Genomic DNA, 26,666 nt, shown 5'->3' on the forward strand with positions numbered 1-26,666 from the left:
TCTCCATCCTATAGTCGCCGCCACGACCGGCCATCGCGGGCGATAAATTCATCGGCTGCCGCTGGCCCCCAACTACCGGCTTCGTAATTGGGGAACGGCTGCGGCGGGCCTTCGGCCCATGCCTGCAAGATCGGCGTCAACAGCGCCCAACTGGTTTCAACTTCGTCACGGCGGGTAAAGAGGGTGCCATCGCCGAGCATGCAATCGAGCAACAGCCGCTCGTAGGCTTCTGGTGAAGTGACGCCGAACGATGCGCCGTAGCGAAAATCCATTGTCACCGGACGGATCTGCGGTTGGCCGGGAGTTTTCGAGCTGAATTTGAGCGAAATCCCTTCGTCAGGCTGGATCTTGATCGCCAAGACGTTTGGATCGAGGTCGTTGAGCGGTGTATCGGCAAAGATCATCGTCGGCGCTGCCTTGAATTGAATCGCGATCTCGCTCACCCGTCGCGGCAAGCGCTTGCCGCTGCGCAAATAGAACGGCACGCCGGCCCAGCGCCAATTGTCGATAAACAGCTTCAACGCCACATAGGTCTCGGTTTGCGAAGCGGGTGACACCCCCTTCTCTTCACGGTAGCCGCGCACCGGCAAGCCATTGGCGCTGCCCGGCCCGTACTGGCCGCGCACCGTATCGTTGACCGACAACGGGCGCACCGCGCGCAACACCTTGACCTTCTCGTCGCGCACCGCATCGGCATCGTAGAGCGATGGCGGCTCCATCGCCACCAGACACAGCAACTGCATCAGGTGGTTTTGGATCATGTCACGCAGCGCGCCAGAGGTATCGTAATAGCCACCGCGATCCTCGACCCCGATGGTCTCGGCAACGGTAATCTGCACGTGATCGATATGGCTCCGGTTCCAGATTGGCTCGAAGATGCCGTTGGCGAAGCGAAAGATCAAGATATTCTGCACCGTCTCTTTGCCGAGATAGTGATCGATGCGGTAGACCTGATCTTCGCGAAAGACCGATAACACCTCGGCATTAAGCGCCTGCGCGCTGGCGAGGTCGTGGCCAAACGGCTTCTCAATGATAATCCGCGTCCACCCGTTCGAGTGAGCCAACCCATGCGCGCCGAGCTGGGCCACGATCGTGGGGTAGGCATCGGGCGGGGTGGCCAGATAAAAGACGCGATTACCGCCGGTGCCGCGCTCGGCGTCGATCGCCGCTAGCCGCTCGGCCAAACTGGTATAGGCATCAGCCTCGTCAAAACTGCCGCGATGGTATTGAATCCCTTGGGCGAAACTGGCCCACAATTCGGGATCAACCGGCCCTGAGCGCGAATTGGCATTGACCGCCTCGCGCAGCAGATCGCGAAAATAGTCGTCGCTCCAATCGCGGCGGGCGAAGCCGACCACCGAAAAACCGCCGGGCAAGCGGCGTTCGCGAGCTAGATTGTAGAGCGCCGGCACCAGCTTGCGGCTGGTCAGATCGCCGCTGGCGCCGAAAATGACCATCGTGCAGGGTTCGGGGGTACGGCCAATGCGCAACCCGGCCCGCAGCGGATTATCCAAAACAGGCGTCGCCATGCGCTCACTCCGTGCTTGTTTTTTTACCGCAGAGGGTGCAGAGGACGCAGAGGTGTTTGATATATTACGGCAGGTTGACTTCCCCGCGCCGAATACGTTTATTTCCCTCCGCGTCCACTGCGACCTCTGCGGTAAATATGGCTTTATTCCGCCTTCTTGACCGCGTGGCCGCCGAACTGCTGGCGCAGCGCGGCCAACACCTTGGCGCTGAAACTGTCCTCCTGCCGCGAGCGGAAGCGCATCTGCAACGAGAGGGTAATGATTGGCGCCGGCACATCGAGATCAATGCTCTCTTGCACCGTCCACCGTCCCTCGCCGCTGTCTTCGACATAGCCGCGGATGCTGCTCAGATCGGCATCGGCGCTGAACGCGCGCTCGGCCAATTCCAATAACCACGAGCGCACCACGCTGCCTTGATTCCAGAGGTGGCTGATCTTGGCTAGATCAAAATCGTAGCGCGACTGGCGCAAAATCTCGAAGCCTTCGGCATACGCCTGCATCATGCCATACTCGATGCCGTTATGGATCATCTTGACGAAATGGCCGGCTCCATGCGGCCCGCACAGCAGATAGCCATCCGGCGGGGCCAGCGTCTGCAAGAGCGGTTCAACGTAGCGGAACGACTCCTCATCGCCGCCGACCATCATACAGTAGCCGACCTGCAAGCCCCAAATCCCGCCGCTGACGCCAATATCGAGAAACCGCAAGCCATGCGCCGCCAACTGCTCGGCGTGGGCAATGCTCGCCTTATAATTATTGTTGGCGCCATCGATCACAATATCACCCGGCGCGAGCAGCGGCGTCAGCGCGGCCAGATGCTCGTCGGTGGCAGCACCCGCCGGCAACATCAACCAGACCACGCGCGGCGGGGTCAGCATCGCCACCAGATCGGCCAATTCCTCCGCCGCGATCAGATCGTGCTCAGCCGCCAATTCACGCGCTTTGGCGACCGTGCGGTTATAGACAATCACCCGGTGACCGCCGCGGCGCAAGCGAATCGCCATATTCGCGCCCATCCGGCCCAGACCGATTAGTCCTACTTCCATCATTCGCTCCTCAAGCTAACTATTGCGAATGCAATTGATCATCCTTGCCTAAGCATTATACTCCGGTCTGATGCCGGCGCGAGTGCAATGCGGTATGCTAATTGGCGTTACGCAGAGTGATGGCGCTCGCGGATACCAACATCTGGCCCGGCAACGTCTCTACCATCAATAATGATCCCATTATTTCGGAGTGTAGGTATGTCAAATCCCTCCAACAACCAACCGCCTCGCCCACCGTACACCGGCGAGACGCTGGTGATGCGAAGAGTAGAGCACAAAAGCGCTCGCCAAGGCCCGCCATCGCCACCGCAAGCTACACCGCCACGTCGCGCCATACCTAAGCGGCGCTGGCCACTGGGTTGGATTGCGCTGGGGATAGTGGCCATCGTTGCGCTGGCGCTGGGGTTTGGTTACTGGCAGATCCACCGGCTGGCGCAGCGGATCGTGGTTGCCGATCCGCGCGGGCCGGTCATCACCTCGCCATTGTTGGGAGCGAATATTTTGGTGGTTGGGGTTGACATCCGGCGTGACCGTCCCGAAGAGGGGATACGCAGCGACACGTTGATGCTGGTGCGGCTCGATGGTATGGGAGGCTGGGCCAACCTGCTTTCGATCCCGCGTGATACACAGGTTGATCTGCCCAACCGCGGCCCCAGCAAGATCAACGCCGCCTATGCTTACGGCTATTACCACGCGACCGAACTCTACGGCGACGGTATTAGCCCGGAACAGGGAGGGATGGCGTTCGCCGCTGACACAGTCAGCCAGTTTCTCAACTTCGAGCAACGCGGCATGCGGGTCGATTACATGGTGCAGATCGACTTCGACGGCTTCGCTGCCTTGATTGACGCCCTTGGCGGGATTACAATCGACGTGCCGCGCCGGATCGTCGATGACGCCTACCCCACCCCAGACTACGGCGTCATGCGAGTCGTCTTTGAACCCGGCCCGCAACGGATGGATGGCGCGCGCGCCTTGATCTACGCCCGCACGCGCCACGCTGACAACGACTTTGGCCGCACCGAACGGCAGCAGCAGGTTGTACAAGCGATCGTGAATGAGATCCAGCAGCACAACTGGTTTGAGCGGATGCTGCTGTTGCCGCGCCTGCTCGATGCCGTGACCCAAACTGGCGATACGCCGGCCATTCTGACCACCCTGCCGCTTGCCAACTTCGACACCCTGCTGGCCATGGGCCGGCTAGCCGCCAACCTTGATCCGGCGCTGATCGGGCGCTACCGGATCGAGCCGGGCACGGTAGCTGTGCGAGAAAACGACACCAACCTGATCTGGGATGCCAGCGACGTGGCAGCGCTGGTCAATCGCTGGCTGACGCCGCCGGGAGAGGCGAGCGAACAAGCGCGGGTGCAGGTGCTCAATGGGGCCGGCGTGGTCGGGTTAGCGCGCCGCACCAGTGAAGAACTGAGCGCCAACGGCTTTACGGTGCTCGCCCCTGCTGACGCGCCGCCGGGAGACTACCCGCGTACGGTGGTGTATCAAGCCGGCAACGCCCCCTTCACCGCCCGCCGGCTGGCCCAACTGCTCGGCGCTGAGGTGGTCGTTGGCAAACCGGCAGAAGTGTATAGCGAGGCAGAAATTGTGGTGATCTTGGGCCGCGATCGCACGCCGTAAAGGAGGGGAGTGGGGAATAGGGAGGAGGGCAGGTAGCATCCTGACGCGCTGACCCCGATCCTTACTCCCTTTTGTTCAACCCTCTTCCAAGGTCGAGAGAATGCGGTGCGCGCGCACGGCTAGCCAGAGCGCAAAATGTTCCTCGGCGTTGTCGAGATCCATCCCGCTAATCTCTTTGATGCGCTCGATGCGGTAGAGCAACGTATTGCGGTGAACGTGCAACGCCTCGGAAGTAGCGCGCAGATTACCGAGGTTGTTGAAATAGGCTTCGAGCGTCTTGATCAAGTCGGCGTGCTGGCGTTTATCATACTCGGCGAGACTAGCGAGCGTCTCGCGGTAGAACGACCACAGCTCCGGCGTCTCGCGCAAGCGGATGAGCAAACGATAGACGCCTAAATCGCCGAACGCGAGCACGCGATCGTTCCCAAAAATCTGGCGGCCAAGGCTGAGAGCCTGTTCGGCTTCTTCGAGTGTGCGCCGCCATTCCGAGAGATGCGCTGCCGGCATGCCAACAGCCAGCACGACATTCGGATGATCGAGCAACAGGCGTTCGCGCAACTGCTCGGCCACCTCGCGCGCCCGGCTGACGGTCGGCAAGGGCAACATACAGAGCACATTGCTCTCGCGCCGCGAGATAGGCGCATTGATATTCAGCCGTTTCAGCTCATTCTGAATATTCGCCGCCGCCCGGCCCAACGTCGCCGCGCTGGCATCATCGATATGCACCAGCACTGCCGTATGGGGCGCCGTAAGGGTATAGCCCAATTCTTGGCCACGCTGGATCGCTGCGGCCATATCGGCTGGCGGCCCGGCCAGAATACTGGCAATAAAATCGCCGCGCAACCGCTCTTCGGCAGCCTGCACCGCCTGTTCTTTGGCCAACTCGAGCGCCAACGCCAAGGCGCCACGCTGCACTGCCGTGCGATCCCACGGATCAAGCGCTGTACCAGCAATCGCGACGTAGCCAGTTGGCACACTGCTATTGCCAATCGGCTCGACCCAGATTTGCTGGTTGAGCAAACTTGTCTCGCCGCGACCAGAGGGCCGCAGCGCCTGCAAGGCCAGCCGCGCCTGCCCGCGCCCACGCTGCGCCCGGATCACGCCATTCGGCGCATAACAAGCCACACTCTGGCCGGTACGCTCGTGCAAAATATCAAGCAAGCCGCCAATCCCGCCGCCTTGCAATGAACGTTGGGTCAGCAAATCGTAGAGCTGGGCGGCCCGCCGCTCGAATTGAGCTTCGTAATCGGTAATCAGGCGCGTGATCTCACGCTCGACCTCGCGCAGATCGATCCCATCGGGCAGATGCAGCAACGGCAGCCGGGCCTCTTCCGCCGCTTGCTGATCTTCGGGTGTGATCACGCCCAATGCAGCGACACCGGCAATCGGCACCGGCGCCTGCGCCAAGCGGCGCACCAACACCGCTAACGTTAACCGCGAATCGAGCGCGCGCGCCGCTTCAACCGATAGCAAGGCGAGTTCACCACCGCGAAGTTCGGCAAAGGCCGGCAACGTAGCGCGGAGGGTGGCAATCCAACTGACCTGACGCCCCAAGCCGGCAGCGCCAGCGACGACCGCAGTGCCCTCCGGCAACGCTAGTCGCACAACATCGCGAACGGTGATGGTTACCATACTAATGCATCACAAATCGTTATCACCGAAGTTGACCGTATTATACATTGTTCTGATGATCAACGTCACACGCCCCTCTTGACAACCACTTGTCACATCTGCTATAATCCCACTCACAATTATTGTTTATACAACTATTTTGTTGACAACGAAGTTATCCGAATGCCTATGACGCCATCCGGCACCGAGCAGCACCGTATGATCCAAGAAGTTTATGTCTTGCTGGATGATGGCGATCGCCGTGTCCTGCGCCAATTCCAGCTCAACCCTACCCAGTACGCGGCGCTGCTGTTGCTGGCTGAACACCACGGTGTGCGGCTGTCGGATCTGAGCGTCCATCTGTTGATTGACAAGAGCAGCACGACCCGCCTGATTGACCGCCTTAGCTCGCTCGGTTTGGTTGAGCGCATCGCTGATCCGAGTGACCGGCGCGTGCAACGGATCGGGTTGACAGCGCATGGCCGCGCCCACTTGGCCAAGGTGCGCGCTGCGCATAGCGAATCACTCGCGCGCCGGTGGGCGGTGCTTGATGGGGCTGAGCGCGAGTTGCTCACTCGCTTGCTACTCAAGCTCCGGCGCGAATTGACGATCATACAACATGGGAGTGAAGGAGGTGCGATATCGAGCGATAGCGATTGATTGGCCCATCTCATCACCATCGTTTCGACGGTATAGTTCCTGATTATTTGGGCATTGTTGCCCCAGCCAAAGGAGAAACGTGTGAAGCGCCTGTCGTTTGCACTGTTCGCGCTGCTAACCCTGTTCGCCACTCTCCTCGCCGCTTGCGGCCAACCCGCTCCCGCTGCCCAACCCACGACTGCTCCCGCTCAAGCCACGACTGCGCCAGCCCAACCTGCCGCTGGCGGCATGGCAATTACCGGCACTGTCACGCTCTGGCATGCCTATGGCACCGGCAGCGCCGAGGAGAAGGCGATCAATATGCTGATTGATCGCGCCCGCGCCGCCTACCCGCAGGCCACCATCAATGTGCTGCAAATCCCCTTCGATCAGATTTTTAATAAGTTCAACAACGAGGTCTCGTCGGGCGGCGGCCCCGATATGTTCATTGCGCCGAATGACAGCCTTGGTAGCCAGATCCGCGCGGGGGTGCTGGCCGATCTGAGCGAATATCAGAGCATGTTGACCGATGTCGCGCCGACCGGCGTGGCCGGTATGTCGCTCAATGGCAAGCTGTACGGCATTCCTGAGTCGTTTAAGGCGGTAGCGCTCTACTACAACAAGAGCAAGATCACCAACCCGCCGGCCACCACTGATGAGCTGCTGGCGCTGGTCAAAGAGGGCAAAACGCTGGTGCTCAACCAGAATGCCTACCACAATTTCGGCTGGTTGCAGGCGTTTGGCGGCCAACTGATGGATAGCAACGGCAAGTGCATCGCCGATCAGGCCGGCGGCCCTGAGTGGTTCGCTTACCTCAAGGCGCTGAAGGAAGTACCCACTGTCACCTTCTCGACCGATGGCGGCCAAGCTGACTCGCTGTTCAAAGACGGCAAGGCCGACATGATCATCAACGGCCCGTGGGTGCTGGGTGACTACCGCGCCGTGCTGGGTGACAACCTCGGCGTCGCGCCGATGCCGGGAGCCGTCAAGCCGGCTGGCCCGCTCACCGGCGTCGATGGTTTCTACGTCAGCATCAACAGCCAGAACGTGGCCGGCGCCGTCGCGTTGGCGATGTTCCTGACCAGCCCCGAATCGATGAAGGTCTACGTCGATGAGGCCGGCCACGTGCCGGTGAGCACCAAAGTGCAGATCAGCGATCCGCTGGTAGAGGCCTTCGCGCAGGCGTCGGCCACCGGCGTGCCGCGGCCGCAGATCCCCGAACTCGACAACTACTGGGGCCCGTTCGGCGATGCCATGACGAAGGTACTCGACGGTGGCGCTGATCCCAAGGCTGCTGTCACCGAAGCCTGCGCGCTGATGAATACCGCCAACGGCAAGTAATCCGGTCAACCGCCTGCCAGACCCTCCCCGTTGAGGGTCTGGCAGTGTTATCATACGCAACATCTGAACGTTCCAACCGCAGGGGAGGAAGCCGCATGGCAACCACAAATCCAGAGCTGGCCTCGCCAACGGCGCGAGCGCCGCGCTCAGCTCTGTACGAGGGGTGGAAACAACTGCGCACCCCGATTGTCTACCTGCTGCCAGCACTGGTGATTATGATGGTCGTCACCTTTTACCCGCTGGCGTTTCAAGTCTGGATGTCGTTTACCGACTACGGCGTGATCAAAGAAGAGGGGAAACAGACGCTCAACCCCTTTGGCCCCGGCGGTACGACTCCGCCCAATTACCGGCCGGCCCAGTTTGTCGGTTTTAAAAACTATCTGGATATTATTACCAATAACCCGCAATTTGTCGCCCGTCTTGGCGGTAACTTTGACTTTTGGCGCTTGCTGGCCTTCAACCTGTGGTGGACATTCTCGAATGTTGGGTTTCACGTCGCGCTGGGCATTATTATCGCTGTCTTGCTAAACGTGGAAGGACTGTGGGGACGCAAAATCTATCGGGCTATTTATATTTTACCGATGGTGTTACCGAATATCGTGGTCGCCACGGTCTGGCGCAATATGTTCGATGACCAGTACGGTTCGATCAATCAGTTGATTAATCTTTTCATCACGCCGTTTGGGCTCGATCCAGTCCAAATTCGCTGGTTCAACCAGATTCAAGATCCCATCCCCGGCATTGGCCTGCCGCTCAGCTATTATGCGATGCTGATTGCCAATATCTGGCTGGGTTGGCCGTTTATGACCATCGTGGCCACCGGTGCGCTGCAATCGATCCCGAAAGAGATGTACGAGGCGGCCAGCATTGATGGCGCGACCGGTATGCAGCAGTTCTGGCGAATCACGCTGCCGCTGCTTCGTCCGGCGATGGTGCCGGCGGCGATGGTTGGTATCGTTACCACCTTCAACCTCTTCCACGTGATCTACTTTATGAGTGGCGGCGGGCCGCTCGGCCGCACCGAGATTATGGTGACGCAGGCGTTTAAGTTGATTAACGTCAACCAGCTCTATGGGGTTGCCGCCGCATTTTCGGTCATTATTGCGCTGGTGTTGATCCCGATCTTCTTGATTACCAACAAGATTTCGCGCGCCACGGAGAGCTACGATGTCTAGTGTGACCGCTCAGCGCCGTTCAGGCAGCACCGCCGCCGGCCGCCGCTTGAAGTGGTGGCAGCAATTGGTGTTGCAAGCAATTTGCCTGTTCATCGCCGCGACTGTGCTCTTTCCGGTGCTCTGGATTGTGAGCATGTCGCTCGATCCGCGCAATATTTCGCGCCCCACCGAGCTGAACCTGATTCCTCCCGGCGCGTCGCTGCAAGCCTATGTGCAGGTGCTCGACCGCCCGACCGCCAACCCGGTGACGTTCGCTGAGCTGGCGTTTAATAGCCTGCGCCTCGCCGGCGGGGTGTCGGCCTTTGCCCTCCTCATCGGCGTTAGCGCGGCGTATGCCTTTTCGCGCTTCAAGTTCCCCGGCCGGCAGTTTATGATGATTGCGGTGCTGGCGATTACCGTCTTGCCCAGTGTGGCGACGATTGCGCCGCTCTTTGCACTGCTTAATAGCATTCGCATCAGTAGTGCGATTATGAGTATTGTGCTCATTCTCGCCGGTCTGATGCTACTCGGTCTCACGCTGTTTGCGGTAGTGCCGGCGATCCGGATTGGCTCGGCGGGGCCGGGCAACTACTTCTTCGGCGCGGTAGGGTTGGTCATTAGCCTTGGCTTGATCTACGGCGGCCTCGCCCCGGCCCGCAGCGAGGTCTTTGTGTTGCGCAATTCGCTGCTTGGGGTCGGGATTGCGATGGTGTCGGGGGCCTTGCCATTTGCGATTTGGAACCTGAAGGGCTACCTCGATACGATTCCCAAAGAGCTGGAGGAGGCGGCGATTATCGATGGCGCATCGCCGAATCAGGTCTTCTTCCAGATTGTGTTGCCGCTGGCGACGCCGGCGCTGGCCGTCACTGGGTTTCTTGGCTTCACCGGCGGCTGGACTGAGTTCTTCCTGTCGTGGCAGTTCCTGACCGACCCCAAAGATTTTACGCTGGCGATGTCGCTCTATAACATGACTGGCCAGTACGCCGGACAAATCCCGTGGTCGCGCTTCGCTGCCTTTTCGATTTTGCTGTCGTTGCCGGTGGCGATCGTTTACCTGTTGTTGCAGCGGTATATCATCGGCGGCCTGACATTGGGCGGGGTCAAGGGATGATATGATTGGATTGTAGAGCCGCACGGCTGTGCGGCTCCGCAATACCGTCCAGCGATACCACATGTAGAGCCGCACGGCTGTGCGGCTCCCAAAATGATTGTAATCCCCAAAGGATCGTTCACCGTGGAACAGATTCACGTCTCTGCCGACTTCATTTTTGGCACGATGGCCACCGACAGCCGCCGGTTGGGGTATGTGCGGGCCGAAATGGCCGGTATTTCCCACCGTTATCGTATGGAACCGGCGGCGCCGCGGGCCGGCGAACCGGTGCGGCTGTTCGTCACCCTCGGCCCGTCAATCACCGCCGACCGGGTTAGCGTCTACTACACGACCGATGGCAGCGAACCAGCCGGGTGCCGCGGCCAACCCGCGCCGGGGAGCGCAGTGGCGCACGGGCATCACCTCGCCAGCCACTGGGATACGCTGCTGTGGGGCTATATGGAAGAGTGGGCCATCGATCTGCCGCCGCAACCGTCTGGCACTGTTGTGCGCTACCGGATCGAGGCTTGGCTGAGCAAAGGCGAGGGGTCGCTCTGGTACAGCGAAGTGATCGGCGCAACCGAAGGCGATGGCAGCGTGCTCGGCCATCCCGGCCCCGGCGATCATTACCTGCGCGAAATGGGGGCCGAGTTTAACCTCACCTTCTTCCGCCGCCCGCGCACCTGCGCCTACCGGGTTGGCGACGAAGGCGCACCGGCATGGCTTGATGAAGCCGTCATCTACCACGTCTTCATTGACCGGTTTCATCCCGGCCCTGACCGCCAATTTGCCAACCCACCCACACCGATGGGCATCTACGGCGGCACTCTGGCTGGCGTAACCGCCAAGCTCGATTACATTGCCAGCTTGGGTACCACCGCGATCTGGCTTTCGCCGCTCTTTCCCTCGCCATCGCACCACGGTTACAACGCCACCGATTACTACAGCGTCGAGCCGCGGATGGGCACGTTAGCCGATCTGCAAACGCTGATCGCCGCTGCCCACGACCGCGGGATGCGGGTGATCTTTGACTATACCGCCAATCACTTCTCAAGCCGGCACCCGATCTTCCAGCGCGCTATCACCGATCCCTCAAGCCCGGAACGGGATTGGTTCATCTTTACGCAGTATCCAGACCAATATGTGTCGTTCTTTGGCGTCGCCGAGCTACCGCAGCTTGACCTTGATCATCCGCCGGCGCGCCAATTTATGATCGACGCGGCGCGCTACTGGCTCGAACAGGGGGTTGACGGCTACCGGCTCGACTACACGATCGGCCCCTCGCACGATTTTTGGACGGCTTTTCGGGCGGCGATGCGGGCGATCAAACCCGACTGTGTGCTGTTGGGCGAAGCAGTTGACACGGCTGAGATCTTGCGGTCGTATGTTGGCCGGCTCGACGGCTGTCTTGATTTCCTGCTCTTGCAGGCCATCCGGCGCTTTTTCGCCTTTGATGAGATTAGCGCCAGCACGTTCGCTATCTTCCTCAACCGGCATCTAGCCTACTTCCCGCCCGGCTTTGCTCTACCCAGCTTCCTTGACAACCACGATATGAACCGCTTCTTATGGGTGGCGCGCGGCGATACCCGCCGGTTGCGGCTCGCCGCCCTCTGCCAATACACGCTGCCCCACTCGCCGGTGCTCTATTACGGCACCGAAGTCGGGCTGAGCCAACGGCTTGACGTGCGCCATGCCGACGGCAGCGGCCACCCTGAAGAGTCACGCTTGCCGATGCTCTGGGGTGACGATCAGGATCGCGACTTGTTGCAGTTTTACCGGCAATTGGGCGCACTGCGCCGGGCAACAACCGCCATCTGGCGCGGCGAGCGCGTCTTTACCCACATCGACGACCAGAAGCGCCAATTAGCCTATACCTGCACCGCCAACGGCGCAACGTGGCTGGTTGCCCTCAACAACGCGCCGCACGCCAGTGCAATCCCATTGCCGGCTGGTCGCTGGGAAGTCGCATTGGCAACCCAAACCGCCGATGTCATCGCCGGGAACGTGATCTTGCCGGCGTATGGCGGCGCTATCTTGCGCCGTCAAGAATAGTGTCGATACCACGGCGCAGCAGAGCGCAACGAGCAGCCGTTTGCCAAACCGCGGCGTTCCCTGCGCCTCTGCTGCGCAGCGTTTGCGCATTCGCTGGCCATCCGGTATACTATTGTTTCGGTGTAGGAATCACGGCATTGCCGCTGCTCAGGGGCGCACCAAATCTGTTGCGAAGGAGGTGATGAGGGAGGATCGCGGATACGACCATAGAGCCGGGCGTCGCCCCCCGCCAATCCACGGTTCTATGCCGCATGCCGGTTGCCGTGCCGCCGATCCAGCAGCGCTATGCGAGTTGAACGTCGTGAAGGCGAAACCGTTGAGCAACTGATTCGCCGCTTCAATAAAGGTGTCGTCGCCGAGCGGATCACCAAGACCTATCGCGAGAAGATGCACTTCGTCTCGAAGAGCGAGCAGCGCAAAGAGAAGCGCCGCCGCGCTGAGCGCAATCGCCGCAAGAAGCTGGCCAAAGCTGCTTCGCTGGGGATGTAGCATGAGTATTGCTGATGGCACGATGCGCGATCTGATGTTGCGTATTGTGCCATCGGCTATCTTTGCGGAAATGGTGTCTGGGCAAGATGGCGGCGCGCAACGCCGTGCGCTAGCTCGCCGCTGGTCAAACCAATAACGATTCTCTGATCCGTGGCGAGTGACACCTCGACCCGGATCAGCAACCACTATTCATCCAGATGGAATAATGTCTTATGTTCGATAAACTGGCTGCCGTCGCCGCGCGCTACGATGAACTCACCGAATTGATGGCCCAGCCTGAGGTGGCGACCAACGTCACGCTCTTGCAGCAGTATGCCCGCGAACAGCGCGAATTGGAAGATGTGGTCGCTGCGTACCGGGAATATCAGGCGACGGTACGCGCGATTGATGAAGCCGAGGCGATGCTGGGCGAGAGCGACCCCGAATTGCGCGCGTTAGCCCAAGAAGAGCTTGAGACGCAGCGCAAACGGCTGGCCGAACTCGAAGAGCAGCTCAAGCTGTTGCTGCTGCCGCGCGATCCCAACGACTCGAAAGATGTGGTGATGGAGATCCGGCAGGGTGAAGGCGGTGATGAAGCCGCGCTCTTTGCCGCCGACCTCTTCCGCATGTACACCCGCTTTGCCGAGTCGAAGGGGTGGAAGGTGGAAGTTGACAGCATCACCGAAAACGGCATCGGCGGCATCAAAGAAGTGATTTTCCAGATCCACGGCGAAGGCGCGTATAGCCAATTGAAATATGAAGGCGGCGTCCACCGGGTGCAGCGTGTGCCCGCCACCGAAGCTCGTGGCCGGATTCACACCTCGACCGCGACGGTGGCCGTGCTGCCCGAAGTCGAAGAGACCGAGATCGAGATTAAGCCGGAAGATTTGCGCATCGATGTCTTCCGCAGCGCCGGCCATGGCGGCCAAGGCGTCAATACCACCGACTCGGCGGTGCGGATTGTGTACAAGGCCGGCACCCCCGAAGAGATTGTCGTCACCTGCCAAGACGGTCGTTCGCAGATCCAAAACCGCGAACGGGCGATGACCGTGTTGCGCGCCCGCCTCTATGCCCGCGAACAAGAGAAACGGCAGCGCGAGATCGGCGCTTCGCGCCTTGCGCAGGTCGGCAGCGGCGAACGGGCCGAAAAGATCCGTACCTACAACTTCCCCCAAGACCGGATCACCGACCATCGGATTGGCCAGAACTTCTCGAACCTGCCGGCAGTGCTGAACGGCGAACTCGACAAGATTATCGAGGCGCTGATCGTCTACGACAACGCCGAACGGCTGCGCGCCAGCGGGATTACGAATTGAGGGTGGCTGGCTAAAGGAAGAGGTATGGAAGAGACTACCACAAATCTCAATGATTCTTCGGCGAAATATACCCGAAACACAGCCATACCTTCTTTTTTTGGTCAGCCCTTGCTTAAAGGAACCATTATTCCGATCGACGAAACCGCAATAGATCCGCATCATCCCGCACTATGCTACACACATCCCAATGGTGAAATTTGGGTAGGTGATGCTATCGCATGGTTGCGTTCACTTGCATCCGAGTCAGTTGATATTGTCTTTGCCGATCCACCGTATAACATCAAAAAAGCGGAATGGGACACCTTTGAATCGCAAGCGGCGTATGTTGAATGGTCATTGAGCTGGATTCAAGAAGCAGCTCGTGTTCTAAAACCTTCAGGTAGTTTATTCATTTGTGGATTTTCCGAAATTATCGCTGACATCAAACTGCCTGCATCACGATACTTCGCCGGATGTCGCTGGTTGATCTGGCATTATAAAAACAAGGCCAACCTCGGTTCAGACTGGGGACGTTCCCACGAGAGCATCCTTCATTTTAGAAAGAGTAAAAACTTTACGTTTAACATCGACGATATTCGTATTCCTTATGGGAAACACACGCTCAAGTATCCTGAGCATCCGCAAGCCGAGACGAGTCAGTACGGACGGCGCAAAAAGCATGCTCCAGTTTGGCGTCCGCATATGCGCGGCGCCAAACCGCGCGATGTGATCGAAATACCAACAACGTGCAATGGAATGCACGAAAAAACACCGCATCCCACGCAAAAACCGGAAGAGTTGCTGCGCAAGCTCGTTTTGGCTGCCTCAAACGAGGGTGATCTCGTCATTGACCCTTTTTTAGGCTCAGGCACAACGGCAGTTGTCGCCGAACAATTACGCCGAAAATGGAAAGGATGCGATATATCCCTAGAATACTGCCGCTGGGCAATTGAGCGAATTGAGTTAGTAGAAGATTGGCCAATTGAGAAGTGGATACAGTACGACTTTGAGAATGCCGAACGAAGGAAATCGATTCGATGACCCAAACGAAGTTAGCAGATCTCCAAGATGCGGTGCAAATCCCCCAAAAACTGACGAGCTTACAAGACTATTACCACACCTGTCAAAGCTTTCTTAATCTTATATCTGAACTTACGAGGATCGTATCGCCAACTAAAAATCATTACATCTTCTACCAATATAGTCAAGCGGAGAATTTCCAAATTACACGTCCAATCAATACTAAACTATTTATCGAAATAGCCCAAGAATTCGATGTGGCTTGGCAACAGTTTTTGCAATTCTTAATTGATTTACGTCAACATCAAGAACAGATTACTTGTTTGCCTAGCGCTGTCACATATCTCAAAACCTCGCCAATCAACAGAATTGTTTATACTATTCAACAGGCAATAGGGTGCATTGGAGACTCTTTACCTAATTCCAACCAAGCACGCAAACGAGCAGGACAACTTTTCGAGTTGCTTGTCAAGCTCATCCTCCAAGAGATAGGTTTGGTATGCGAATCACGTACAGTTCATATTCCGGTTCCCCACTATCCTGACATACAAATTTCTTATGAACTTGATCTCGTCTTCTCACGCTATCACACCATCGTCGCCGCAGAAACCAGATTTATCAATCCTAATGAGATTATAGGGTCTATCAAAACAACGAGTAAAGATCGAATTGATAAGATATTTCTTGACAAATATCTACTCACGAAGTTGCTAGGAAGAAATATTCCGGTTGTAGCCATTTTCTTACACGATGTACAAAGAGCCAGAATCAGAAATAATGATTTTGGTGTCAATTCAACATTTAAAAGCAACCACTTTCTTGGCTACACTATTGCGTTAAATCAGTTAGATGGAGTGTACTATGTAGATTCCGAGACTGTGCTCAATGATCGTCTACGTCCTTATATCAGCGATTTTCAGTCATTTTTGACCAAGGATCTGTGGCGGCTCTCGAAGTGAATCATACCGCAATAACTAGCGCATAATAGCCATTGGTCATTTACACTGGTTCACTGATCAGATGCTATTGCTCCACAAACACTCCCGCACCCATACCCCACAACATCCGCTACAATACGACTCAACATCGTTCCTTCGAGCGGGAGAAAGGCTATGCTCACGCCGGCGCTCGCGACTTTTATTGAACGCATGCCCAAAATCGAGCTGCATCTGCACCTCGAAGGCGCAGTCGCGCCGCGCACGTTTCTCGAGCTGAGCCAACGCAACGGCATTCCGCTGCCCGTGCGCACCGAGCAAGAATTGGCCGCTCTCTTTCACTACGAGGATTTTCACGCTTTTTTGGGCGCATTTATGGCGCTGGCCGCAACCATCGTGCATGGCGAGGATTTTGAGCTGCTCGCGTTTGATCTGGGGATGGAGCTAGCGGCGCAGCACGTTGTTTACGCCGAAGTGATGCTCTCGCCGATGCAGCACGTGCGCCGCGGGGTTGATTTGCGCGAGGCACTGGCCGGCACTGCCGCCGGCTTCGCCCGCGCTGCCCAGCATGGCGGGCCGCGGGTAGGGCTGGTGCTCGATTATGGCCGCCAATACGGCGCTGCGGCGGCATGGCCTATTCTCGAAACGGCAATTGCTTGCCGCTCGATTGGGGTGGTGGGCTGGTCGATCGGCGGCAACGAAATTGGCCACCCGCCCGAAGAGTTTATTGAGCTATTTGCCGCCGCCCGCGCCGCCGGTCTTGGCGTGATGGCCCATGCCGGCGAGGTGGTTGGCCCGGCCAGCGTCTGGGGTGCAATTGATGTGCTGGAAGTGAGCCGGATCGGTCACGGGATCCGCAGCGTGGATGACCCGGCGCTGCTGGCTGCCCTCGCCGCGCGCGGGATCGTGCTTGATGTCTGCCCAAGCAGCAATATTCGCACCAAAGCCATTACCGCATGGCCAGCCCACCCGCTGCGCCAGCTCTACGACGCCGGCGTGCCGGTGACGATCAATTCCGACGACCCCACCTTCTTCGAGACCACCATCACCGAAGAGTTTCGCCGCGCCGCGCATTACCTTGGCTTTACCGCTGCTGATTTCTGTGCAATGACCCGCACTGCTGCCCAAGCGACCTTCTTGCCGCCTGCCGAACGCGCAGCCTTGCTCGCCACGATCGAACCATCCCTGCACCAGTTGCGCGCCGAGCTGGGAGTGTAGGCAGTTGCCGGCGAAACGGTCAGAATATGCTACAATACCCTATATCTCCGGCAGCGCCAGTCGATTGCAATGCCCGTCTGTCTTGTGCGATACGTATGCAATGAGGTTGCCTGTGACGCAGAATGGCTTAGACCGCCCGGTTGTACTGGAAGCCCGCGGTATTACCAAACGCTTTCCCGGTGTTGTCGCGAATGACAATGTGTCGCTGAAGCTGTATAAGGGTGAAGTGTTGGCGCTGCTCGGCGAGAACGGCGCCGGCAAATCCACCCTGATGAACATCCTCTACGGCTTGTATCATCAAGACGAAGGCGAGATTTTTGTCAAAGGCGAACCCATTCGCATCAGCAATCCGCACGAGTCGATTGCGCGCGGCATCGGCATGGTTCACCAGCACTTCCAGCTCGTACCGGTGATGACCGTTACCGAGAATATTATTCTCGGCAACGAAGTGACCAACGGCCCCTTCCTCAACCGCAAGCAGGCTGCCGAACGCATCCGCGCCATCTCTGAGCAGTATGGCCTGCCGGTCGATCCCAACGCGCTCGTAGCTGACCTCGACGTTGGCGCGCAGCAACGGGTTGAAATTATCAAGGCACTCTACCGTAACGCTGATATTTTGATCCTCGATGAGCCGACCGCAGTGCTGACGCCGCAAGAGGCAGACGATCTGGTGCGGGTGATGCGTACCCTGACGGCGCAAGGCACCTCGATCATCTTTATTACCCACAAGCTGCGTGAAGTCTTAGAAGTCGCTGACCGGATCATCGTGTTGCGCGGCGGCAAAGTGGTTGGCGAGACCACGCCGGCGCAAGCGACCGAAGCTAGTCTGGCGGCAATGATGGTTGGGCGCGAAGTGATTTTGAAGGTCGAGAAACAGCCGGCCCGCCCCGGCGCGCCAGTGCTCGAAGTGCGCGGTTTGCAAGTCCGTGACGATCGCCGGCTGCTGGCCGTCAAAGGCGTTGATCTGGAAGTGCGCGCCGGCGAGATTTTGGGTATTGCTGGTGTGCAAGGCAACGGCCAGACCGAGCTGGTGGCGGCGCTGACCGGCTTGCGCCCCAGCGAGGCCGGCACAGTGCGGATCGCTGGCGTTGATGCTAGCAACGCCACCCCACGCCAAATCAGTGAATTAGGGGTGGCCCACATTCCCGAAGATCGCCAGCGCGATGGGTTGGTGACATCGTACCCGCTCACCGATAATTCGGTGCTGGAACTGTACTACCTGCCGCCGTTCGCCCGCGGAATCGTGCGCGACGAGCAGGCGATCAACGAGCATTGCACCCGCTTGGTGGCCGAATTTGATGTGCGTACGCCGAGCATTCACGTGCCGGCCAGCTCGCTCAGCGGCGGCAACCAGCAAAAGCTAATCGTCGCCCGCGAGTTTACCCGCCCGCTCAAACTGTTGATCGCCTCGCAACCAACCCGCGGCATCGACGTCGGTTCGATTGAGTTTATTCACAACCAGATCGTGAAAAAGCGCGACGAGGGTGTGGCCGTGCTGCTGGTCTCAGCCGAGCTTGATGAAATTTTATCGCTCGCCGACCGGATCGCCGTGATGTACCACGGCCAGATTGTCGCCACGGTTAAGAACGGCGAACTCTCGCGGGAAGAGTTGGGCCTCTTGATGGCCGGTGCGAAGCTCGATCGCGCAGTGCCGGTGGAAGCGTAACGCATACTGGCACGGCGACGCAAGTCTCCCACGACAGCGGGAAAGATGCCCTGAGCGGGTTGTCTTGCGCAAGAGTGGGAGATTGCTTCGGGCGCGTCGCGCCCTCGCAATGACAGATGGGCCTCAGGGCGCGTCGCGCCCTCGCAATGACAGATCGGCGGGCGCTGCGCACCCTCGCAATGACAGACTGGCGTCAGATCGCATGAAGCACACTGCCATAGTGGTGGCAACAAAGAAGGTTGTGATAGCCCAACATTCAAACAAGACTCATGTCCACATCGATGACGTGTAAGCGATAAGGGAGAAGAGCATGGCGCAAGCAGCCACTGAAGCGGGGGTTCGCCCCTCGGCGCTCCGCCAAGTATGGGATCGCTGGTCAGGCATCCTCGTGCCAATACTGGCCGTTTTTAGCGCACTGGTCGTTGGCGCATTCATCATCGGCATTACCGGCGCCGATTGGCAAGCCGCCTATATCGGCTTGTGGGAAGGCGCTTTCGGTTCGCCGCGCGCGATCGCCGACACGGTAGTGCGCTCGACGCCGTTTATCATCTGCGGCTTAGCGGTCGCGCTCGCCTTTAAGGCCGGGTTGTTCAACATCGGCGCAGAAGGGCAACTGTACGCCGGCGCAGTCGCAGCGGTGGTGATTGGCACCACGTTACAAATGCCCGCTATCTTTCACATTCCGGCTACGCTAATCGCCGGCGCGCTCGGCGGGGCGGCATGGGCAGCAATTGCCGGCTTTCTCAAGGCGCGCACCGGCGCGCACGAAGTGATTAATACGATCATGCTCAACTATATCGCGTTGCGCATGACCGACTGGCTAATCCGCAGCAAAACGCCATATATCCTCGGTGATCCCGCCGATACCACCGGCGCCCGATCACGGCTGATCGTTGATACCGCTCGCTTGCCCGGCATTCAGGTAGGCAGCTCGACCATATTACACCTTGGCATTCTGCTGGCGATCGTGCTGGTCTTTGTGATCGCATGGCTGCTCTACCGCACGACCCTCGGCTTCGAGATGCGCACCGCCGGCACCAACCCCAACGCCGCGCGCTACGCCGGGATTAGCGTGCCGCGCACGATTGTGCTGGCGATGGCGTTTGCCGGCGGGTTGGCCGGGGTGGCCGGTGCGATTGAAGTGAGCGGTGTGCGCGGTTCGCTCAGCGCCGATTTCTTTTCCGGTCTTGGCTTCGACGCCATCGCCGTTGCCCTGCTTGCCCGCGCTAACCCGGTGGGGATTATCTTTTCGGGCTTGCTCTGGGGCGGTTTGCTCACTGGTGCGCGCTTGATGCAGGTGCGGGCCAGCCTGTCAATCGATGTGATTAAGATTGTCCAAGCCCTGATCATTATGTTCGTCGCTGCCGACCAGATTGTTCGCTTTATTTATCGACTGCCCAAACGTAAACCCGGCGAAGAGACTCAGCTCTCGAAGGGGTGGGGCGGGTAGCAATGCGGCAACGCCAAAGCGGATAAGGATAGCCGGCTAAAGGATTTGTACCATCACACTAGTTTCGCGTTGCTCTTATCGCCAACGACGGCGCTCGGATGAGCGCCGTTATCTGCCTTGCTGTTCAGGTGATTATGGACGACTTCACGACTCAAAACCGCCCAGCCAAACCGGCTGCCGAAGAACGGATGGCCGAAATCATCTTGCCGCACCAAACCAACGGTTACGGCACGATGTTTGGCGGCGATGTCATGGCGTTGATGGATAAAGCCGCTGCTATCGCTGCCTTGCGTTTCTGCCGGCTGCCGGTCGTCACTGCCTCCACTGAACGGATCGATTTTCGCACCCCGATCGGGCAAGGCGAGATTGTCGAAGCCTTTTCGCGGGTGATCTACGTCGGGCGTAGCTCGATGGTGGTGCGCGTGCATCTCTTTGCCGAACACCCGCTGATCGGCGATCGCCGCCTCTGCACGACCGGCTATTTCAGTATGGTTGCGATTAACCGTGAAGGCGGGCCATCGCCAACGGTACCACAACTACTCTTGCTCGATGATGAAGCCCGCGCCGAACATGCCGTCGGCGCCGAGATTCACGCCGCGATCGCAGCCCGTCGCAATACAGGACGACCATGATCGACGAATCACTCTTTCGCCAAACGATGAGCCATTTCGCTTCGGGGGTGACTGTCGTCACGACCGCTCACGAAGGCCGCTTGGCCGGCTTGACCGTGAGTTCGTTTACCTCACTGTCATTGCGCCCGCCGCTGGTGCTGATCTGCATCGATCATGCGGCGACCAGCCACGATGTGATCGCGGCTGCCGGACAATTCGCGGTGAACATCTTGGCCGAAGATCAAGAATATCTCTCGCGCCGCTTTGCAATGCACGACAGCGAGAAATTTGCCCCGCACAGCTACACCCTCTCGCCGCGCGGGTTGCCACTTCTGCACGGCGTGCTAGCCCAGATCGAGTGCCGGTTGCATAGCGCCCTGCCCGGCGGCGACCACACCATCTTCGTAGGAGAAGTGGTTGATGCGCGTGTCTTCGGGGGCCGGCCTCTGTTGTACTACCGGTCGGGGTACCACCAGTTGGGGTGAGCAATCACGGTCACGATCGCTTGGTGTGGCGCGTATGGAAGAGCGTAATGCTACGGTTATTGTGCGCGTTATTCGCCGGTCTCTTTGTCTTCACCGCCTGCGCCGGCGCTTCCCCGCCCAACAGTGTGCCGGCTGGCGTGCCAACCCTGATGCCGACCCGGCCAGCAACACCCTCGGCGCCTGCCGGTGACTGGCGCTCGCTGGCCGCCGGGATCGAATTACGCCGTTTAGACACGCCCGGTGTGCCGGTGCAAGTGATTCGCGTCGATCCGGCCAAAGTGCGCTTCGTCGTGGGCTATGATCCCGCCGCGCCGCGTATGCTCAGCGCTTGGGCAGCCCAATATGGTGCTGTGGCTGCAATTAATGGCGGCTTTTTTGATGCGAACGGCGAACCAGTGGCGTTGCTGATCAGCGATCAACGGGTCATTGGCCAGAGTTATGTCGATCAGGGCGGCATGTTTGCGATTGATGACGCCGGCGTACCACATCTCTGGTCACTCGCTGACCAGCCCTACGACGGTACTCCTTTTGCGCAAGCCATTCAGGGTTGGCCGCTGCTGGTGCGTCCGGGCAATAAAGCTGCTTATACCAGTGACGACGGCCAACGCGCGCGCCGGAGTGCGATTGCGCTCGATCGGGCTGGGCGTGTGCTCTTGATCGTCGCCCCCGGCGCCACGTTTAGCCTCGCTGAATGGTCGCAATTTCTAGCGGGAGCCGATCTCGATATCGAGATCGCGGTTAACCTTGATGGCGGCTCTTCTACCGGCCTGATTGCGCAGAGTGATCACGGCGGCCTACGGATTGACTCGTTTGTCCCCCTCCCCTTTGCGTTGCTGGTGCTCCCGCTTTGACAGGCTGCGATAGCAAGGGTAAGATGCAGGGAAGGGGCAGCGCGGCGAACGGATGACAGGGGCACAGCGGCGCTGATTGCTGGGGCATAGCGGCGCTGTGCCCGTACATGAAGGATTATTAAAAGGGAAATTTTGTGCGGTATTGGAAATTATGGCTTGGGCTGATTATTAGCGCAATCTTCCTTGGGATCGCCCTCTATGGCCTCGATCTGGCCCATTTTTGGGAAGCGCTGCGCGAGGCGAATTATTGGTGGCTTCTTCCGGGAGTCGCCGTCTATTTTGCCACCGTCTGGGTGCGCACGTGGCGCTGGCAATCGATGCTCAACCATATCGCGCCAGTACCACTGCGCGCACTCTTCCCGATTGTCGTGATTGGCTACATGGGCAACAATGTGTATCCGGCGCGCGCCGGCGAGGTGTTGCGCAGCTATGTGTTGCGCCGCAATTGCGGCATCGCAATGAGCGCCTCGCTGGCGACAGTGGTGCTTGAGCGATTGTTTGACGGCTTGGTGATGCTGCTCTTTGTGGCAATCACGCTACCCTTTGCGCCGCTGCCTACTGCCTTCCGCACCCTTGTCATAGCGTTTAGCGCCCTGTTCATTGTGGCGCTGGTCGCATTTATCGCTTTAGCCGCCCGCCCGCAACGTATGAGCCGGCTGTATGCCCTCGCCGTTGACCGGTTTGCGCCGCCGTTCCTGCGCCCGCGCATTCACGGTCTCTTTGACCGGTTTATTATCGGGTTGCAATCACTGCGCAGCCCGCGCGAAATGCTGGTTATTCTGTTGACTTCAACCTTGATCTGGCTCGGTGAAACGCTCAAATATTGGTTCGTGATGCACGCTTTTCCGTTTGAAGTCTCGTTTTTGGTTTTGATGCTGATGACCGCAGTAGTGAATCTCTTCACTACGATCCCTTCCACGCCGGGGTATATCGGCACCTTTGATGCGCCCGGCATTGCGATCTTGACCCAGTTCGGCGTGGCGCATGCGCTGGCCGCCGGCTATACGCTGGTGTTGCATGTGGCGCTGTGGCTGCCGGTGACGCTGCTTGGCGTGTGGTATATGCTGCGCCAAAGCCTCACGTGGCGCGATATGGACCGGGCGGCAGCATTGCGCGAACAGGCAACGACGACAACAACTGAAGACGCTTCCGTCACCCAGCAGGTGTTGCCATGAAGATTGCGATCGTCGGCGCCGGCATTGCCGGTCTGAGCGCTGCCTATGATCTCGCCGGACGCGGCCATGCGGTGACGGTCTATGAAGCCGGTGAGCAGGTGGGCGGGTTGGCCAGCGGTTTTCGTGATCCGGCTTGGCAATGGCCGCTCGAACGGTTTTACCATCACATTTTCACCACCGATCACGCTATTATCAATCTGACCAACGAGATCGGCATGCGCGACCGGCTCTTCTTCCGCGCGCCGGTGACGGCGCAATGGTGGCGGGGGCGCGGATATGCGCTTGATGGCGTGCTGCCGGTATTGCGCTTCCCCGGCTTGCCCTTCCTCGACCGGTTGCGCTTTGGCGTGAGCGCCTTTTACCTCAAGTTTATCACCAGCAATTGGCAACGGCTCGAACAGGTGACGGCCACCGCGTGGACAGAACGCTATTCGGGGCGCAATGTGGCGCGGGTGATCTGGCACCCGCTGCTCGAAGGCAAATTCGGCCCCCACGCCGATGAGGTCAATATGGCGTGGCTGTGGGCGCGGCTGCGCGCGCGCAGCTTCAAGCTAGGGTATTTTCAAGGCGGTTTTCAAGCGTTTGCCGATGGGTTGTGCGCCGCTTGCGCCCAGCGCGGGGTGCAAGTGTGGCGGAAAACGCCGGTGAAGGCCGTAACGCAGAATGAGACGGGTTGGCAGGTGATCGCTGGCGATCACCCTCCCACTGATTACGACGCCCTGCTCGTTACCGGCGCGCCGGGATTGCTGGCGCGGCTGGTTCCCCATCTCCCGGCCAGTTACCTTGGCCAACTGCGCCAGTTGCGCTCGATGGGGGCGGTTGTGATGACCATTGCCCTGCGCCAACCGCTCACCAACGGCATCTATTGGCTCAACCTGCCCAAAGACGAATTCCCGTTTTTGGCGTTGGTTGAACACACCAACTTCATTGAACCGGACTATTACGGCGGCGACCGCCTGCTCTATTGCGGCGACTATCTCGATCCTGACCACGAGTATTTCCAGCTTACGCCTGAAGCGTTGCTCGAACGCTTTATGCCAGCCTTACGCCAGATCAACCCCGCCTTCCGCCGCGAGTGGGTGCGCGCGTACTGGTTGCACCGCGAAACCTACGCCCAACCGATTGTGCCGGTCAATCACAGCCGCAATATCCCGTCGATTGCCACCCCGCTGCCCGGCCTCTACTGGGCCAGTATGAGCCAAGTCTACCCATGGGATCGCGGCACCAACTACGCGGTTGAATTGGGCCGGCGCGCGGCGCAGATCATCCTTGCCCGCCCGCACCCAACGGCGCAACCGGTACCTTCCGGCTATTGATGATGCGCTGATGATGTGATAAGTCATTTCTATATCACACGCTAAACGCAACGTTATCTCCATCCAGCGCGAGACCGCCTTGCCTAATCGCATTCGCGTTGAGCGGAGATCGCTGCGGGTGGTCTAGGTGCGGCGCTGCCTTGCCCAGATCGTTCCGCGCAACAACATAGGGGGGAATATGCACCCATACCGGCTAATAGGCATCGTGATTCTGATCGGCGTCCTCATCGGTTGCAGCGCGAGCAACGCGATCCCATCACCCACGCTGGCCCAAGGGCCGGCAGAAACGATCACCCCTGCCCAGTCTGCCATTACCCCAGACCCGGTTGCCAGCAACAGCCTTGCGCAAACCGTACCTAGCCCGCTTGCCACTACGCCTGCCACCGCAACGCCAAGCTCTGCCGGCGGCTTTTCCATCCGATTGTTCGGCAGCAGCACCAATGATCTCGACCGGATCAAAATCCCGCTCGGAACGATCAACAGCAGCGGTCAACTGACCAGTTCGCGCCCAGTGAATGTTGGCGGCGATCTAACGGTGGAGTTCTGGATGAAGGCCAATGCCGCCGATAATACCGCGCCGGCGTGCGATGGCTGGTACTACGGCAATATCATTATTGACCGCGACATCTTTGGCAACGGTGATTACGGCGACTACGGCATTGCGATTTGCGACGGCAAGTTGGTCGTTGGCTTCAGTGTAGGAAGCGACGATCGGTTACTGAAGGGCAATCGCACCGTCACCGATGGCATGTGGCATCACATTGCCGTCACCCGCGCCAATAGCGGGCAGGTGCGGCTGTTTGTCGATGGCCAGCTCGACGCGCAGATGAACGGGCCGAGCGGAAGGATTGATTATCGGCTCAATCGTTCGACCTCGTACCCCAACAGCGACCCCTACCTCGTGTTTGGAGCCGAAAAGCATGACTATCCGGGCAGCCGCTACTACAACGGCCTGCTCGATGACGTGCGGCTGTCGAACAGCGTGCGCTATACCGGCAACTTCGCCCCCCCTACGGCGCCGCACCCCGCCGACGCCAATACCGTGGCCCTCTACCGCTTTGATGAAGGCAGCGGTACCACGATCGGCGACAGCGCGCCGGGCAACCAAAGTCCCGGCGTATTGCAACCGCGCACCGGCGGCGCGGCCCAGCATTGGTCGACCGACACCCCATTTGCCAGCAGCAGCGCGCCACTCACCCCGCGCGCCTTTTTGCCGATGATTATCCGCAGCTAGGCGCACTGGCCGCCAGCTCCTCTGCAATTCCGCAACCGTCTCACCATTGCTGCCCGGCTACGCACAAGCGTAGCCGGGCAAGGTTGCATTATTTCTGGCAAATGATTTACGTATATAATATTGATAACACACAAAAAGATAGCATTCGCGTGCGCAGGCGATTGAGCCACACGGTCTAGACAATGCTTACCTTGGCTAGACCAACCCTCGCATACCTGCTCGGAAAGAAGTGGTATAATCAGCAAACGGTCTCAAATTTGATGACGTTAGGAGTCGACGATGATTCTGCACAAATTCGACATTATCAACCATCCGGTGCGGATGCGCATCTTCCAAACCTTGTACAGCGGCCCCTATTCGATTAACCAACTGAGCCGTTTGCTGCCCGATGTCCCGCGTCCATCGCTCTACCGTCACATTCACAAGATGCTCGACGCCGGAATCATCAAAGTTGCCGCCACCCGGCATGTCAACGGGATTGAAGAGCGCTTTTTCTTGCCGGTGTTCGGGCAAGTGCGGCTATCCGAGATTCATGATGAGGAGGGCATGAAAAAACTCGCCGAGCACGTGAGCATCTATGGCTGGGTGGTCGCGCAAGACTTTGCCCGCTATCTGCTCGAGCGCGGCGAGCCAAACTTCGACGACATTTCCGCGCACGATTTCACGTTTTACGCCACTGATGAAGAGTGCCGCCAACTGCGTAATGCGATTCACCAGTTGTTGCACGCAGCCGAGCAGCAACCTCCCACCGAGGGACGCACGTTGCGGCGCATGTTTCTGCTGGGATACCCACTTGCTACGCTGCCGCACGAAACGCCTGACCATAACAATGGCGGCGCAGGATGATC

General features: G+C 58.9%; 24 protein-coding genes. 21 read left to right on the forward strand and 3 right to left on the reverse strand.

Going from position 1 to position 26,666, the window contains the following annotated elements; translation table 11 throughout:
* Positions 1-8: 8 nt before the first annotated feature.
* Both zwf and gnd read right to left on the reverse strand, forming a co-directional pair.
* The gene (zwf, locus tag A6A03_RS11840; protein ID WP_066788374.1) at positions 9-1,529 is read right to left on the reverse strand and encodes a glucose-6-phosphate dehydrogenase; all 1,521 of its coding nucleotides are present in this window, start codon (positions 1,527-1,529) and stop codon (positions 9-11) included.
* Positions 1,530-1,672: 143 nt separating this feature from the next.
* Positions 1,673-2,575, reverse strand: a complete 903-nt coding sequence (gene gnd / locus A6A03_RS11845) for a phosphogluconate dehydrogenase (NAD(+)-dependent, decarboxylating) (RefSeq protein WP_066788379.1) — start codon at positions 2,573-2,575, stop codon at positions 1,673-1,675.
* Positions 2,576-2,773: 198 nt separating this feature from the next.
* On the opposite strand from gnd, the gene A6A03_RS11850 reads away from it, so the two are divergent.
* Positions 2,774-4,207, forward strand: coding sequence for an LCP family protein (locus A6A03_RS11850; protein WP_066788381.1), 1,434 nt, complete (start codon positions 2,774-2,776; stop codon positions 4,205-4,207).
* Between the two features lie 75 nt (positions 4,208-4,282).
* On the opposite strand, the gene A6A03_RS11855 is transcribed toward A6A03_RS11850, so the two are convergent.
* On the reverse strand, positions 4,283-5,839 hold the full coding sequence (locus tag A6A03_RS11855; RefSeq protein WP_066788384.1) for a PucR family transcriptional regulator: 1,557 nt from the start codon (positions 5,837-5,839) through the stop codon (positions 4,283-4,285).
* A gap of 198 nt (positions 5,840-6,037) precedes the next feature.
* Here A6A03_RS11855 and A6A03_RS11860 point away from each other — a divergent pair, with 198 nt between their 5' ends.
* The 20 genes from A6A03_RS11860 (at position 6,038) to A6A03_RS11945 (ending at position 26,664) form a co-directional block, all read left to right on the forward strand.
* Complete coding sequence (locus A6A03_RS11860; protein ID WP_245668966.1) at positions 6,038-6,478, forward strand: MarR family winged helix-turn-helix transcriptional regulator; 441 nt, start codon at positions 6,038-6,040, stop codon at positions 6,476-6,478.
* Positions 6,479-6,559: 81 nt separating this feature from the next.
* Positions 6,560-7,798, forward strand: coding sequence for an extracellular solute-binding protein (locus tag A6A03_RS11865; protein WP_066788387.1), 1,239 nt, complete (start codon positions 6,560-6,562; stop codon positions 7,796-7,798).
* 95 nt (positions 7,799-7,893) lie between these two features.
* Positions 7,894-8,973: a carbohydrate ABC transporter permease gene (locus A6A03_RS11870; protein ID WP_066788390.1), complete on the forward strand. Its 1,080-nt coding sequence runs from the start codon at positions 7,894-7,896 to the stop codon at positions 8,971-8,973.
* Positions 8,966-10,063: a sugar ABC transporter permease gene (locus tag A6A03_RS11875; RefSeq protein ID WP_066788392.1), complete on the forward strand. Its 1,098-nt coding sequence runs from the start codon at positions 8,966-8,968 to the stop codon at positions 10,061-10,063. The genes A6A03_RS11870 and A6A03_RS11875 overlap by 8 nt, the downstream gene beginning before the upstream one ends.
* Positions 10,064-10,186: 123 nt before the next feature.
* Positions 10,187-12,094 carry an alpha-amylase family glycosyl hydrolase gene (locus A6A03_RS11880; protein WP_066788394.1) on the forward strand — a complete coding sequence of 636 codons (1,908 nt, stop codon included), beginning with the start codon at positions 10,187-10,189 and terminating at the stop codon, positions 12,092-12,094.
* Positions 12,095-12,379: 285 nt separating this feature from the next.
* Positions 12,380-12,583, forward strand: a complete 204-nt coding sequence (gene rpsU / locus A6A03_RS11885; RefSeq protein WP_066788396.1) for a 30S ribosomal protein S21 — start codon at positions 12,380-12,382, stop codon at positions 12,581-12,583.
* Between the two features lies 1 nt (position 12,584).
* On the forward strand, positions 12,585-12,719 hold the full coding sequence (locus tag A6A03_RS21000) for a hypothetical protein (RefSeq protein WP_281181286.1): 135 nt from the start codon (positions 12,585-12,587) through the stop codon (positions 12,717-12,719).
* 76 nt (positions 12,720-12,795) lie between these two features.
* Positions 12,796-13,878: a peptide chain release factor 1 gene (gene prfA, locus A6A03_RS11890; protein ID WP_066788399.1), complete on the forward strand. Its 1,083-nt coding sequence runs from the start codon at positions 12,796-12,798 to the stop codon at positions 13,876-13,878.
* 24 nt (positions 13,879-13,902) lie between these two features.
* Positions 13,903-14,898, forward strand: a complete 996-nt coding sequence (locus tag A6A03_RS20010; protein ID WP_082908964.1) for a DNA-methyltransferase — start codon at positions 13,903-13,905, stop codon at positions 14,896-14,898.
* Entirely contained in the window at positions 14,895-15,836 is a 942-nt protein-coding gene (locus A6A03_RS11895) for a hypothetical protein (RefSeq protein ID WP_066788402.1), read from the forward strand. The genes A6A03_RS20010 and A6A03_RS11895 overlap by 4 nt, the downstream gene beginning before the upstream one ends.
* Before the next feature lie 153 nt (positions 15,837-15,989).
* A complete protein-coding gene (add, locus tag A6A03_RS11900; protein ID WP_066788405.1) occupies positions 15,990-17,030 on the forward strand; it encodes an adenosine deaminase in 1,041 nt (346 codons plus the stop codon).
* Between the two features lie 112 nt (positions 17,031-17,142).
* A complete protein-coding gene (locus A6A03_RS11905) occupies positions 17,143-18,696 on the forward strand; it encodes an ABC transporter ATP-binding protein (protein ID WP_066788408.1) in 1,554 nt (517 codons plus the stop codon).
* 310 nt (positions 18,697-19,006) lie between these two features.
* Positions 19,007-20,146 (forward strand): ABC transporter permease, encoded by a 1,140-nt coding sequence (locus A6A03_RS11910; RefSeq protein ID WP_066788410.1) that lies wholly within the window; start codon positions 19,007-19,009, stop codon positions 20,144-20,146.
* A 98-nt stretch (positions 20,147-20,244) separates the two neighbouring features.
* On the forward strand, positions 20,245-20,778 hold the full coding sequence (locus tag A6A03_RS11915) for an acyl-CoA thioesterase (protein ID WP_245668967.1): 534 nt from the start codon (positions 20,245-20,247) through the stop codon (positions 20,776-20,778).
* Positions 20,775-21,242, forward strand: a complete 468-nt coding sequence (locus A6A03_RS11920; RefSeq protein WP_066788413.1) for a flavin reductase family protein — start codon at positions 20,775-20,777, stop codon at positions 21,240-21,242. The genes A6A03_RS11915 and A6A03_RS11920 overlap by 4 nt, the downstream gene beginning before the upstream one ends.
* A gap of 47 nt (positions 21,243-21,289) precedes the next feature.
* On the forward strand, positions 21,290-22,093 hold the full coding sequence (locus A6A03_RS11925; protein WP_066788415.1) for a phosphodiester glycosidase family protein: 804 nt from the start codon (positions 21,290-21,292) through the stop codon (positions 22,091-22,093).
* A 134-nt stretch (positions 22,094-22,227) separates the two neighbouring features.
* Complete coding sequence (locus A6A03_RS11930) at positions 22,228-23,268, forward strand: lysylphosphatidylglycerol synthase transmembrane domain-containing protein (protein ID WP_066788418.1); 1,041 nt, start codon at positions 22,228-22,230, stop codon at positions 23,266-23,268.
* Positions 23,265-24,584 carry an NAD(P)/FAD-dependent oxidoreductase gene (locus tag A6A03_RS11935; RefSeq protein WP_066788421.1) on the forward strand — a complete coding sequence of 440 codons (1,320 nt, stop codon included), beginning with the start codon at positions 23,265-23,267 and terminating at the stop codon, positions 24,582-24,584. Before A6A03_RS11930 ends, A6A03_RS11935 begins: the two co-directional genes overlap by 4 nt.
* 178 nt (positions 24,585-24,762) lie before the next feature.
* Positions 24,763-25,818 (forward strand): LamG domain-containing protein, encoded by a 1,056-nt coding sequence (locus A6A03_RS11940; RefSeq protein ID WP_066788426.1) that lies wholly within the window; start codon positions 24,763-24,765, stop codon positions 25,816-25,818.
* Between the two features lie 279 nt (positions 25,819-26,097).
* Positions 26,098-26,664: a helix-turn-helix domain-containing protein gene (locus A6A03_RS11945; RefSeq protein ID WP_066788429.1), complete on the forward strand. Its 567-nt coding sequence runs from the start codon at positions 26,098-26,100 to the stop codon at positions 26,662-26,664.
* Positions 26,665-26,666 lie beyond the last annotated feature (2 nt).

Origin of the sequence: Chloroflexus islandicus (genome assembly GCF_001650695.1) — a bacterium.
Lineage (GTDB): Bacteria > Chloroflexota > Chloroflexia > Chloroflexales > Chloroflexaceae > Chloroflexus > Chloroflexus islandicus.